The sequence below is a fragment of the Taibaiella koreensis genome, assembly GCF_003545715.1.
Taxonomy (GTDB): domain Bacteria; phylum Bacteroidota; class Bacteroidia; order Chitinophagales; family Chitinophagaceae; genus Taibaiella; species Taibaiella koreensis.
Map to the genome: position 1 here is coordinate 155,969 of NZ_QVNU01000004.1, position 12,552 is coordinate 168,520.

Annotated in this window: 10 protein-coding genes; all 10 read right to left on the reverse strand. The window is 50.8% G+C overall.

Translation table 11 applies throughout. From position 1 onward, the window contains the following. Positions 1-219 precede the first annotated feature (219 nt). Positions 220-975: an SDR family oxidoreductase gene (locus tag DZK30_RS14355; RefSeq protein WP_118974839.1), complete on the reverse strand. Its 756-nt coding sequence runs from the start codon at positions 973-975 to the stop codon at positions 220-222. 74 nt (positions 976-1,049) lie between these two features. Beyond that, positions 1,050-1,622 carry a Crp/Fnr family transcriptional regulator gene (locus DZK30_RS14360; protein ID WP_118974840.1) on the reverse strand — a complete coding sequence of 191 codons (573 nt, stop codon included), beginning with the start codon at positions 1,620-1,622 and terminating at the stop codon, positions 1,050-1,052. Continuing rightward, positions 1,619-2,200 (reverse strand): Crp/Fnr family transcriptional regulator, encoded by a 582-nt coding sequence (locus tag DZK30_RS14365; protein WP_118974841.1) that lies wholly within the window; start codon positions 2,198-2,200, stop codon positions 1,619-1,621. Before DZK30_RS14365 ends, DZK30_RS14360 begins: the two co-directional genes overlap by 4 nt. 171 nt (positions 2,201-2,371) lie before the next feature. Next, a complete protein-coding gene (locus tag DZK30_RS14370; protein ID WP_162903097.1) occupies positions 2,372-4,183 on the reverse strand; it encodes a T9SS type A sorting domain-containing protein in 1,812 nt (603 codons plus the stop codon). 387 nt (positions 4,184-4,570) lie between these two features. After that, entirely contained in the window at positions 4,571-4,990 is a 420-nt protein-coding gene (locus DZK30_RS14375) for a hypothetical protein (protein ID WP_118974843.1), read from the reverse strand. Between the two features lie 173 nt (positions 4,991-5,163). Beyond that, on the reverse strand, positions 5,164-6,852 hold the full coding sequence (locus DZK30_RS14380) for an ArnT family glycosyltransferase (protein WP_118974844.1): 1,689 nt from the start codon (positions 6,850-6,852) through the stop codon (positions 5,164-5,166). Between the two features lie 240 nt (positions 6,853-7,092). Further along, complete coding sequence (locus DZK30_RS14390; protein WP_118974846.1) at positions 7,093-8,817, reverse strand: sensor histidine kinase; 1,725 nt, start codon at positions 8,815-8,817, stop codon at positions 7,093-7,095. Next, positions 8,814-9,938: a sensor protein KdpD gene (locus tag DZK30_RS14395; RefSeq protein ID WP_118974847.1), complete on the reverse strand. Its 1,125-nt coding sequence runs from the start codon at positions 9,936-9,938 to the stop codon at positions 8,814-8,816. The genes DZK30_RS14390 and DZK30_RS14395 overlap by 4 nt, the downstream gene beginning before the upstream one ends. 121 nt (positions 9,939-10,059) lie before the next feature. Beyond that, positions 10,060-11,388, reverse strand: a complete 1,329-nt coding sequence (locus tag DZK30_RS14400; protein ID WP_118974848.1) for an outer membrane beta-barrel protein — start codon at positions 11,386-11,388, stop codon at positions 10,060-10,062. A 25-nt stretch (positions 11,389-11,413) separates the two neighbouring features. Then, positions 11,414-12,526, reverse strand: coding sequence for an outer membrane beta-barrel protein (locus DZK30_RS14405; RefSeq protein ID WP_118974849.1), 1,113 nt, complete (start codon positions 12,524-12,526; stop codon positions 11,414-11,416). Between the last annotated feature and the right edge of the window lie 26 nt (positions 12,527-12,552).

The following is a 12,552-nucleotide window of genomic DNA, read 5'->3' on the forward strand; positions in this document are numbered from 1 at the left end:
TTTGCAGAGCGTACATTCCGGGGCAGCCGGCCTTGACCGTATTATTTGATAACATCGGTTTGTGGCTTTTGTTGTGCTAATGATTGACAGATGCTATGTGCAGAACCTAGGCTATAGCGCTTCGGCCATGACCGGCTAATAAGGAACACAACCTGCCGGTAGGGGCAGGCTGTGTCAGGAACGGTTTTCTTCGCAGGCTTCCGCCCGCTCCTATCTCTTTTATCTCTGGTTACCAGGTATGGCTATCCATCCGGCATAATTGGTCGTGCCCAGGAATACTGCGGCCTGTGGCAATAATGTGTTGGTACCAATCTTTGCTCCTGAATACAAGGCCTGCTCATCGGTTACGATTTCCATGCTCTTTCCTGTCGCCTGCAGGTATTGGCCCATCCAGGCCGACATGTCAAGGGGTTCTGGTCCGCCAATCTCAAGGATCTTATTGGCTGGGGCTGCAAGGGTTGCTTGTGCCATAAAGAAGGCTACATCCTTACTGGCAATAGGTTGAATGTTGGCAGCAGGTAGTACGAGCTTCCCATCGACCAGGCTCATCTGTGCGATACCCCCCGCAAATTCAAAGAACTGAGTGGCATGGACAATGGTATAAGGAATACCGGACGCCTCTACCATGTCTTCCTGCACCTGCTTGGCGCGGAAATAGCCGCTTTCCTGCAGTTGCCGGGTACCTACCACCGACAAGGCAACATGATGCTGAACACCCTCGGCCTTCTCCGCCGCCAGCAGGTTTCCATTGGAGGTCCTGAAGAAATTCATGACTGCTGTATCTTCAAACGAAGGCGAGTTGGATACATCTACAACCACTGTGGCGCCTTGTAGCACTGCTGCCAGGCCTTCGCCGGTAAGCGTATTGACTCCGGTATTGGGTGATGCTACAACTACTTCATGTCCTGTGGGCTGCAGCTGTGCCACGAGTTGGCTACCAATAAGGCCGGTACCGCCGATTACTACTATTTTCATCTTTGCTGTTTTTGGGGTTATTTGTTTTGTGATGCAAAGATGAACCGGGATAAACGGCTAAAACTTAAGCTGGTTTAAGAAAGCGTTTTGGCCTGTAGTTCCTTTAAGGCTTCTGTGGAAATGCCGATATAGGAGGCCAGCAGCGGCGCGGGGATCCTACGGATCAGGTGTGGATAGGTATTGCTGAAATACCGGTAAAAGTCTTCCCTGGTCATTGTTCCAAATGTCTTTTGTTTGAAAAGCGCTGCGCCATAGGCCCGCTCGTGGATCTTATTGAAATATACAGCCATCAATGGGAACTGCAGCAGGAGTGCATCGTAAGCACTACGGCTCAGGTAAGTAATTTCGGAGTCTTCCATAGCTGCGATCGCGAAAACGGCAGGCTTATTATCGGCGAAGGTCTTGTAGTCGGTGAGCCACCAATGTTCAAGGGCAAAATGGATCACTTCCCCTTGTCCTTCATGTTCATAGAACAAATACAAGCAGCCCGAATTGACGAAATATATCTCGTTGCAGGGTGCTCCTTCGCTTAAAAGCAGCGCTCCCTTTTTTACAGACCGGGTTTGAAAAAAGGGCGCCAGTGCTTCTTCTGCAATGGCGATGCCTGGTACCAGCGTTGCTATATGTTGGCGCAGCTGTGGCGTCATGTCAATTTTTTTGCTTTGTTTCTGCGTAGCTCACTCAGGTATTCCGGCGTAAAGCCCAGAAAAGAGGCCAATATCTTTTGCGGTATCCGCTGGATGAAGTCGGGGTACCTGGATTGGAACAACTCATAGAACTCGTTCTTGGGCATGCGCGAGATAAGCCGCACACGTAACAGGGATGCCGCATAGGCACGCTCGTATACCTGCCTGAAATACTTTTCCATAACCGGATGCGCCGCCAACAGCAAAGCATAGTTGCCGGCGCTGATCGACAGCACTTCGGTATCTTCCAGTGCCTGCACGCTATAGGCTGAGTGGCGCGCCGTCCGGAAGGCGTCCAGATCGGTCATCCACCAGTTTTCCAGGGCAAACTGCAAGGTCTGCTCTACCCCGTTCTGATCGGTGAAGAACAGGCGCAGGCAACCTTTAATGACAAAAAAATAGGAATGACAGCGTTTGTCTTCCTCGATCAGGAGCGTCTTTTTTTTGAAAATCTTTTGCTCGAAGAATGACAGCACTTGCTCTTCTGCTACCCCGGACCAGGCGGTTATTTTTTCGATATGTGTGATAAGGGGGTGCATGTATGCAAAGCGCCAGGCCCTACCGGAAGCCGGTAATTACCGGTATGGTCGGCCGTCTTGCAAATTACGGATTAATCAGGATTGAATAGCGATGCATGCCTTATCCATCTGCAACAACCAACAGCCGGTCTGATAATGACCGGCTGTTGGTTGTTATGGTATAGAGGAGACCTAACGGACAATCTCAAATTTCTTCACAGCCTGCCCGGCGTCAGTCCGGATGACCATGGAATAGATGCCAGGAGTCCAGGCAGAGACATCGACTTGCTGACGGGAGGCGCCGGTGATCCTTTCCCGGCGGTATAGCAGGCTGCCCAGCGCGCTGTACACACGGATTTCCCGGATATGGCTGCTGCTGTTGGCGCAGGCGATGGTCACGGTTTCTTTCGAGGGATTGGGATAGAGTATGATGTCTTCTTTCGCCAGCCTGGCACCGCTGACAATACCCGTAGCGACGTCAACATTAATCGGCTGCAGATAGGTCATTGAGCCACAGGTATTGAATACCTTCAACGTGATCGTATAGTCGCCGGTACTGCCGAAAGCGTGGGTAGGATTGCGTTGCGTCGAAGTATTGCCGTCGCCAAAGTCCCAGAGGTAGCTGATGACGTTCTGTGGGTTCAGCGGGCTGAAAGCCACTGTGCCGAGGCGATCGTAAAAATAAGGAATGAAATTGAATCCTTCGGTAACCGCAGCCGGCAGCCAGGCTATATGCCGGTCGACGGTGGTGTTGCAACCGAACTGTGACGTTACCGTCACCGAATAGGTACCCGAATCGTTTACAGGTATCGAGGCAAGAGTATCCCCTGTGCTCCACAAATGATGGAAGCCAGGGTTACCGGCATGTAGTAAAATGGTGTCCTGCGGGCAGATCGCGGTATCGTTCCCCAGGTTGACTACCGGGAAGGGCCATACGGTTATATGGATGGTCCGGTAAGCACTGTCGCAGCCATAGGTGGTTGATACGGTATCGTTGAAGGTTGTGCTTGCTGTATAAGTTTGCCCCTCAAATAAAACCGATCCGCAGGCAGGCGCTACGCTGTAGACAACCGGTACGGGCGGGCTGGAAACATAGAGCCTGAGTATGGCGGTACTGTCACAGCCATTAGATCCGGTGACAGTCAGGTGCTCCTCGGCAGTATTACCGGCGGGCATTACGGTTATCCCGTTCCAGGTATAGGGCAGCTCACTGTGACAAATGGTATCGCGGATGATAGTCTCCACAGGATTGTTGACTTTCAGGTCCAGGGCAACAATGCTGTCGCAACCGTGGCTATTGGTAAACGTATCGGCTGCTACTGCCGTGCCGCCTGTGCTCACCGAATGGCCGTGCCATATAAAAGGTAGCTGATTGGCGCAAATGGTATCCTTTACATGCGTTACAGAACCCGCACCGCCGGAAACAGAGCCGTTAATGTTAAGGTTGGCAAACTGGATGGTGCCGGTGCTTGCACCCGGCGCATAGTAATACACCCTGAACTTGAAGAGGCCGCCGCAAACTGATACCGGACTACCAAAGGTCCAGGAATGGCTGGTGAACGAACCACAGCCTGCGTTATTGGGCGATTCGGCCGTGCCTTTGGCAATCCAGGTGGTACCGCCGTCGATGCTATAAGCCATCATAGCCTGGGTGGGGCCGGTACCGCTTCGCCGCAGGCTTACGGTAATGGAAGTAACATTGATCGCAAAACCGGCATTAGGCATCACGTCCACATTCAGCGCGGGACTGGAGGCATTGCCGGGATCGTAGGTAGCGTAAGTAGGGCTTACCGTAATGCCACTGATGCCACCGCCATTAGTACAGGGCGTATTGGTACCCCAGCTGCCCACCTGGGTAATATTGGTGGCGGTAAGGTTGGGCGCCAGAAAATTGTAAACGCCACCGGCAGCATTGGTATAGGTATAGATAGCTTGCGCGCCGGTTATAGCAGGAAGCAGCAGCACCAAGAACAAGAGGCTGCAGTAGTGTAAGCTTGTTTTCATAAGCGAAGGAGCAGGTAGATACGTTTTATGTGACATATCACCTTAACAGAATATTGGTTTGAAAGGAAATCTTACGAAGGACAAAACTATCAGAATAAGCGCCGGGGCAGGTTGCGCGGGCATTATGTGTTTATTATGTTTCGATTACCGGGCGGTAAGCGCGCAGAATCATAATTATTTCATTACACAACGATAATAGAAAAGACATATCGTTTATTAGTGACAATCCCAGCCGGGACTGGAACAGGAAGTTTTTCGCCACTGCAGAGAAGTGGATTACCTGTACGGGGATTTACCGTAGCAGTGAGATGATATAAGGCCTGTGATTAAAGGCCGGAAGCAGCGTTAACATGGCTTGACATAAGAAGAATCGGCCGCTGCACCGGGCTAAGCCAGCAACGCCGCCCTGGAAAACAGCAAGCCTATGCAATGATGCCCCTCACCAGAAAGATGTACCTGTATTCCTTCGATAGCCGATTGCAGGACATAACCACCGCTATGATCCAGCGACTGCCACTGCAGGCGTATCAGCCGTGTGCCTGGCGTTGTGGCATGAACATCAGCCGCACGAAAATGTACGCCGCCATCTGCATCGACCTGTATAGTAATGTTTTTGTTTTCAGCGGCATTTTCTCCTATCGCTATAACCTCGTTATGAGCGCCCATGATATAGAAATACATTCTGTCGGGACAGAAGCAGAAGTATAGGCCAGATTGCTGCATCTCTGTAAGAAAAAGCTCCGGGAGCTCCTGTATCTCATGAAAGGTTTTATCTTGCAGGGCAGCGGCGCATTCTTTACGGTCCATGATGATAACTTTAGTTCCTTTTCATAACACCATTTTATCCCATTGGTTGTGCTAAGCCCTGATTAGTGGATCATGAAAAAAACAATGGTTACCGGAACCGGATGGGGTGATACCTGTTTAAAGATAAGGGTTGTGTGTGGTGGCGGTGAGACGAGATGTAATATATTCGCTTTTCACGGCAAAACCTTTACCAAATAGACCTTGCCACAGCTGGCTGCCCTTGTAGCCGGGTTCAGGAAGGAAAGGTCGAGGGCGGTGATATGAAAATCGGGAAGGGTTTCCAGCACGGTATACCGGAAGGTAGTAGAAAGACGATCCAGGTTCTGCTGATCCACAAACAACAGCACTTCCTTTCCTTCATGTTCTTTTTGCAGAATGGCAGGATTATCCAGCACCGGCGACCATTTTGCCATATAAAAATCAAAGCTGCGGCAAACATAGCCATATAAGTAAATATCGGATGGCTCATATCCTTTTTGCCTGATCCTCTCCGCCATGGCCGATCCACCCTGGTATTGATCTATCCGGGGATAGAAATGCGTATTCAGCAAGAAATTGAGCAAAAGCACCGTAATCGCTGAAGGCATCCATACCTTGTCCAGTGCATCCGGCCGGGCCATCCGGTAATGAGTGACGGCGGCCAGCGTAAGCAATGCCAGACTTATCATAATCCAATATTGCTGTACCGGGAAGGCCCATACATTCAATACCAGTCCGGCTACGATCAGCAAGCCGGTCAGTACCCATTGTACCAGCGTATATCTTTTCAGCACACGGCTCTTTCCTTCCTCGTGCAACCGGTAGAGATAACCGGCTATCCCAACACACAGCAGGGGAAATAAGACATTGATATAATGGGGCAATTTGACTTTTGAAAGCGACATCAGCACAAATAGTACCCACACGCCGGTAAAGCTCAGCTGTTCTTTATCGAAAAAGGAACGCCCTCTGGTTTTACACAAGGCTGCCAGGCGCTGTACCAGGTTGCCATAGCACAAAATGCTCCAGGGCAACAAAGCCCATAGCAGGGTATGAAAAAAGAAAATGAATTCGGGGCTTTCCCCGGTAAAATCGCCGGTACCCGAAAAACGATCGAAGCTTTGCGACCACAACAAGTAGCGTACACCCGATACACCATGCCTGCCATTTACCAGCTTTTCGGGATGCAGGTCAAACTGGGTATAATAAAAATACAATACGGGAGAAAGAAATACCAGGCAGGAAACAAGCAGCCAAAGCCATTTCCAGCTAAACAAAGTGGACCAGTCACGTTTACCGGCCAAATAAAAGAACATGACACCGCCGCAAACCAATGCCGCGATCATGCCCTTGGTAGCGATAGCACAAGCCAGGAAGAGTCCGGCAAGTAAAAGGTAGCGGCTTTTTTTCCTTGTGACGTAGGCCAGCAATTGCCATACAGCAAGGATACAAAAGCTGGTCAGTAAGGAATCGGTACGCACATCATGGTTGGCCAGGATAATGGCCTGCGCACTTACAAACATAAATGCGGCGATGAGCCCGGCTCGTTTATGGTAGAGCATCGTCCCTACCCGGCTTACGGCAAAGGCTGCAACAAGCGTCAACAGCACGGACAGCAAGCGGTAAGCATAATCATGCACGCCAAACAGCACATAACCTGGTAAAGCGCTCCAATAGAGCATGTGTGGCTTTTCCAGGTAATCAAAGGGCTGGCCGGTCCCGTAGCTCCGGTTGACGATTTCGCTCCAATGCCCCGTCTGGTACATACGCATGGCTACACCTGCATACTCCGGTGCATCGGTATCCATCAGCTTGGGAAAAAACAAACCGCTGGCCAGTACAACAAGTACTAAAAGGGTTAAAGTATAATAACGTTTTGGCATAAACCACCTTGCTGCAGGGAGCTGCGACTTGCAAATATAAAGGCTGTAGTGAGGCGGTGTATGCGGGATATATTACCAAATTGGTAATCAATGTTGTTCAGCGAAGCGCTTCTTAAAGGAAAAGCTATGTTCTTAATCGCCAGGATCGCCAGGTATTCGCACAAAGAATATAACATACAATAGCCAATCCAGCTACTGTTCCGGCCAGCTTGCCGGGCAGAGATGAAAGCCCCAACCTATTTACACAGGAAAGCTAAAATAAAAGGTGCTACCCAGCCCCTGCCCCGCGATTACGCCTATGTGTCCCCCCTGTGCTTCGATAAACTCCTTGCTGATAGCCAGGCCCAGCCCGCTGCCCGATTTGGCGCTTCCGGGTATCTGAAAATAGCGGTCAAATACTTTTTCGCGGTACTGTGGATCAATGCCCCTGCCATGATCCTTTACCGCATAAGTCACTTCTCCGTTCCTGAGCTTCAGACTGATCAATACATCGCTGTTGCCAGGAGCATACCGGATGGCATTGGTGAGCAGGTTCGTCAGCACCCAGGCCGTCTTTTCCGTATCCATATTCACCGGCGGTATATCCTTATCGGCATCGAGTGTGACCCTGATCTGTTTTTGCTCGGCCTGCGTACGGGTCGCATCCATGGCGTATTTTAGCACTTCCCAGGTATTGCCCGGCGCAATGTTCAGCTGTATGTGCCCTGCTTCCACCTGGGTCATGTTGAGTAGCTCCCGGGTAATGCGCAAGAGCCGGCCACTGTCCTCATCGATACTTTCTACGAGCTGCAGCTGTTCTTCGTTCAGCTTACCTGTCTGCATATGCTTCAGCAACTGCGTGCTCATCTGTATAGAAGAAATAGGTGTCTTCAGCTCGTGCGATACGGTAGCGATGAAATTGGTTTTGGCAAAGTCGAGCTCTTTGAACGGCGTTACATTCCGCAGCAGGATCACTGAGCCTATATCCTTTTTCTCCCTTTCTCCGGTGGGCACGATGCTGATCCGGATCACTTCCTTTTCGAAATAGCTTTCCTTATCGTCGGCATAGATCTTCAATGCCGGCTTCTTCGCGTCCTTCTGCGGCCCCTGATCCATATCGTCGATAAGGTCGCGTATCAGGTCGTTTGTCAGCGCGATCTGCTGCACTTCCCTGCCGATCATTTCCGTTTCCTTCAGCCCGGATACCTTCATCGCCTCCTCATTGGCAAAAAGGACCTTTCCTTTTTCATCCAGGCCCAGTACGGGATCATGCATATTGTTAATGAGTGTATCGATCCTTTCTTTTTCCACCAGGACCTCGGCCAGGCGGCTACCGTTGTATTCTTCCAGCTTTTCTGCCATAGTATTGAACGAGTTCGTCAGCTCGCCCAGCTCGCTATGGCTTTCAAAGTGCACCCGTTCATGATAGTTACCCTTTGCGATCTGCCCGATGCTTGCCGTCAGCTGTCTTATCGGATCGGCAATGCTTCCCGGCAGGTTGATCAGCAATACAAAGGCAATCAGGAAACACAGGGTACCCGTGGCTGTGATCCATATGGTGGCCGACTCTGCTGTATTATCTGCAATACCACTTTTCTGTTTGATGGCTTTCATGTTAAGCAGCATCAGCCGGGAAATATCGCTGCGGATCAATGGCTGAAGCAGGCTATCCCCGGGATTGGCCTTCAGCTGCGCAAAATGAGTGATCACAAGCTCTGTCGCTTCCTTTTCCCCTGGCTCGGTCTCATTTTGTTGCTGCAGCGCCAGGTTACGTTCAAAAGTGCCCAGGGCGCCGTTGTTCTCTTTCATTTCATCCAACGCCAGGATCATATTCCGCGAATACTCCAGGGTATTGTAATTGGCCGTAAGGATATTGTTGGTATCCCGCTTCAGCGCATTGACGTACCAGATGCTCACCACCGTCAACAGGATAATGAGCAGGAACAGCAGGCCAACGCCAAGGGTAAGTTTTTGTTTGATCTTCATGACAAAATAATTAGGTCCATGTCGGCAGTGGATAGTTTTTTCAGCAGGGCATTAAAGATACCTGTCGACAAAATTACGTCGAGCAGACTGATATGCGGCTTACCGATACAAACAGTGGTCACTTTCAGCTGAATGGCTTGTGCTATAATAGCCGAAGGAATACTCCGGCTTTGTACCTGGATCACCGTGGCCCCCAATTCTGTCGCCAGCTTGAAATTGTTGATCAGCATGCGCTGCTTGTCCAGCGCAATCTTATCAGGATTTTCCCTGGGCGTTTGCACATACAGCACCAGCCACTCTCCGTTGTAGTACCCCGCCAGCCGGGCGGTCTTCCTGATCACCCTTTTGGCTTTGCTGCTGTTGCTACCGATACAAGCCAGGAAACGCTCCCGTTTCACCCCGGGATTTTTAAGCACGGTAGTTTCTACCTGGCGCACTACCTGGCCAGCTACTTCTTTCAAAGCCAGTTCTCTCAATTGGAGAATATGCTTGCCCTGGAAGAAATTGCTGAGCGCCATCGGTATCTTGTCCGCCGGGTAGATCTTGCCTTCCTTAAGCCGGTCAATCAACTCTTCGGCGGTAAGGTCGATATTCACCACTTCGTCGGCCATACCCAGCACCTTATCGGGTATGCGCTCCGCAACATCCACGCCCGTAATGTGCTGCACCTCATCGTGCAGGCTTTCGATGTGCTGGATATTCACCGCGCTGATCACGTTAATCCCGGCATCAAGCACTTCCATTACGTCTTGCCAGCGCTTTTCATTCTTGCTGCCTTCTATATTACTATGGGCCAGCTCATCGATGATCACCACTTCGGGCCGCAGGTTAATGATGGCCGGCAAGTCAAGCTCGTCCAGCGCTTTTCCTTTGTAAAATAGTTTACGCCTGGGGATCAGCGGCAGCCCTTCCAGCAGCACAGCCGTCTCCGCGCGTTGATGTGTTTCGATATAGCCGATCTTGACATCGATACCATTTTTCAGCAATGCCCTCGCCTCCTGGAGCATACGGTAAGTCTTCCCTACCCCGGCACTCATGCCGATGTAGATTTTGAACTTGCCCCTTCTTGACCGTTTGATGAGGTTCAGGAAATGTTCCGCCGTTTTTCTGTCTTCGGACATTGCTGCATTCGGTTTTGTTTCAATGACACAATAAAGATATATTTTGTTGTAGCATTGTCCGGGAGGTAGCCTTGCCAAATGCAGGGCATTCCTCACGGACAATATGTTTCCTTCCGGCGTTTTATAACCTGAAGTTCATAGATACGGTGAGCCGGCTATCCGTTTTCCGCAGGTCGGGACGCCAGGTACCCACCGGGGTATCCACCCACCCGTCGGGACTAGTGGTGCCGCCCCTTCCTGCGAAATAGGGGATATTGCTGCTCCGGTAGCCATATTCCAGCCGGAAGGTCATAAACTGATTGGGCATCACATCGAAGGTTGCCGTGCCCTGGAACATACGCAGGTCCTTGCCTGCAGCCAGCGCATCGTTAAAATCGTTGTCTGCTACAGGCGATGGCGAGAAGGCCAGGTAAGCGCCGGGATTGGTCACCACATCGCCGCGCAACGTCAGTGCCAGCTTGTCGTGGCAAAACCATACGCGGTTGGCGATAGAAGTGCCCAGCATATAGTTCTCACTGGCTTTTACACCACCGCCGCTTTGAAAACCGTAGTGGTTGTTGATGCTGAAAGCCGCCTGCGATATACCCTTACTGTCCTTACGATGGTAATAACGCGCCACTACGCTGTTGTCGTGGTGAAAGCGCCGCACCTTCGGATTGTTCCGGGTATCCTGACCATTCAGGTAAAAGTTGGCCACCAGCTGTATGTTCTCATTGGGCCGGTAGTAGTTCGAATTGCCGATGCCGATACCGGAATTCCAGCCGTTATAGCTTTGCCAGCCATTGAGCAACCATAGTTCGGTCTTATACTTTTTGGAAGGATAGACCTGCAGCCGCGCACCCTGGAAATAGAAGGGCGTGAAATCGCAGGCCAGGCTGCGCTGATAGCTCCAATTCTCTCCCAGCACGTAGCTCTCCAGCCCAATATAGCTCATGAAGATACCCATCTCCACATTAATACCATACCACTTGTTGAAGTGATAGCCGGCTGCCGCTTCCCTGATGTATTTCAGGTTGCCCAGGCTGGTATTCCGGCCATGGCTTACCGTACCATCGAGGTCCTGTACGATAGACCCCATTTGTCCCACTTGCAGCCAAAGGCGGCCGATGATATTCTTGTAATTGGTCTCTATACCCAGGCTGGCCATATTGATCGTAAACTCGTTGCTGCGGCCGATCGCCGAGGATATGGTATGTGTATTGTCCTGTGGGCGGTTGAAGTCATAGTTGAAATAAGCGTCAACATAGGCCACAGCGGTCAGGATCGTCTCTCCCTTATTGTCTTTTAGTGTCAGGGGAAAATCGGTTTGCCGGTTCTGGCCATTGATCCAGCTCAGGTCGTAGCCATCAAAGGGTATCTTGGGCGCCGCTGCGGTAGTATCCTGCTGTGCCATAGCCGTAGTGGATAAAGCAAAAAGTAAACCAAGGGAATTGAGGAAATGACGTTTCATTTTAAGAAGATTAAAGTAGATAGGATCAGAATTTAACGGTCAGACCGCTGATGAGTAAATAATTATTCTTTTTACCGGGCCCGTCGCCGGCGCTGGCAAATACTTCCCGGCCCGACAGAAAATAGCGTGCCTCCAGGCGGAAGAGCACATTGCGCGTTACCGCCAGGTTGTAACCCAGGGAGCCGCTGGCAGCATCGAATCCCTTGACACCGGTCACGGGAACGATCATAACCTCATTGGGATCGCTGAAGTATTCTGCTCTCGCCGAGAAGGACTGCCTTGGGGCGAAGGTGTAACGGGCAGCAGCATTGGCTTGCCACCACAGGTTATCGCTGCGGTTGTTCAATCCATCGTCTTTCCTCACCTGGTTCCCCGCATATGCCGAAAAGGTAAGGTTGAGCCGGGAGGTAGGATTGTATAAAGCATAGCCATCTATAAAATAGCGTTCGCGGTTTGCAGGGGCAGCAGCCGAATGCTCATTGCCATAATAGGTATTCAGGTATACGCTCAGCTTACTGTCCGGCTTATATTCCAGCTGGCTGCCAAAGGCTAGTGGCGTATTGATGTCTTCGATCGCCTGCCAGCCGTTGAGCAGGTACAGGTAAAGATTGATCTTTGCCGATAGCGGTAGCGTCAACCGGGCGCCGCTTAGATAGTAAGGTACATATTCCGGTGCAAAAGAGCGGCTGTACGTGAGCTGATCGAAGGAAATTGCGGTCTCGTTGGTATAAGGCGAAGGCAGCACACCCGCATCGATCCAGATGTCTTTATGTTGGAACAAACGTAAGCCTACATTGGCTTCTATAATGTTCTTCAGCGTCATGCGTTCTGCTGCATAGTTTGCGTTCATATAGGTGCCGAAACCCGGTGTAAAGGTAGCCCGTACTCTTTCGGAACTGAACTTGATACTGATATAAGCCATATTGATGTTGAACTCGTTGTGCCGTGACTGAGATACGAAGTAGGAGCGGTTGCCGTCAGATGGCTGCGCGCCATCGAAAGCAAAATAGGCATCTACATAGCCTTCCAGCGTTACTTTGGCTTGATCGGTATCACCGGTGGGTGCAAATTGCACCAGCTGCGCGCCAGCCACCTGGCAGCAGCCGATGAGGATAAGATTAAAAATGGTTCTTTTCATTGTTGGTCGTTGATCTTAGGAATCGC

Excerpts from the sequence above, each read along its gene's own strand:
- DZK30_RS14380 (WP_118974844.1), bottom strand. The coding sequence starts at position 6,852 with ATGCCAAAACGTTATTATACTTTAACCCTTTTAGTACTTGTTGTACTG.
- DZK30_RS14355 (WP_118974839.1), bottom strand. The coding sequence starts at position 975 with ATGAAAATAGTAGTAATCGGCGGTACCGGCCTTATTGGTAGCCAACTC.
- DZK30_RS14360 (WP_118974840.1), bottom strand. The coding sequence starts at position 1,622 with ATGACGCCACAGCTGCGCCAACATATAGCAACGCTGGTACCAGGCATC.
- DZK30_RS14390 (WP_118974846.1), bottom strand. The coding sequence starts at position 8,817 with ATGAAGATCAAACAAAAACTTACCCTTGGCGTTGGCCTGCTGTTCCTG.
- DZK30_RS14405 (WP_118974849.1), bottom strand. The coding sequence starts at position 12,526 with ATGAAAAGAACCATTTTTAATCTTATCCTCATCGGCTGCTGCCAGGTG.
- DZK30_RS14370 (WP_162903097.1), bottom strand. The coding sequence starts at position 4,183 with ATGAAAACAAGCTTACACTACTGCAGCCTCTTGTTCTTGGTGCTGCTG.
- DZK30_RS14365 (WP_118974841.1), bottom strand. The coding sequence starts at position 2,200 with ATGCACCCCCTTATCACACATATCGAAAAAATAACCGCCTGGTCCGGG.
- DZK30_RS14395 (WP_118974847.1), bottom strand. The coding sequence starts at position 9,938 with ATGTCCGAAGACAGAAAAACGGCGGAACATTTCCTGAACCTCATCAAA.
- DZK30_RS14400 (WP_118974848.1), bottom strand. The coding sequence starts at position 11,388 with ATGAAACGTCATTTCCTCAATTCCCTTGGTTTACTTTTTGCTTTATCC.
- DZK30_RS14375 (WP_118974843.1), bottom strand. The coding sequence starts at position 4,990 with ATGGACCGTAAAGAATGCGCCGCTGCCCTGCAAGATAAAACCTTTCAT.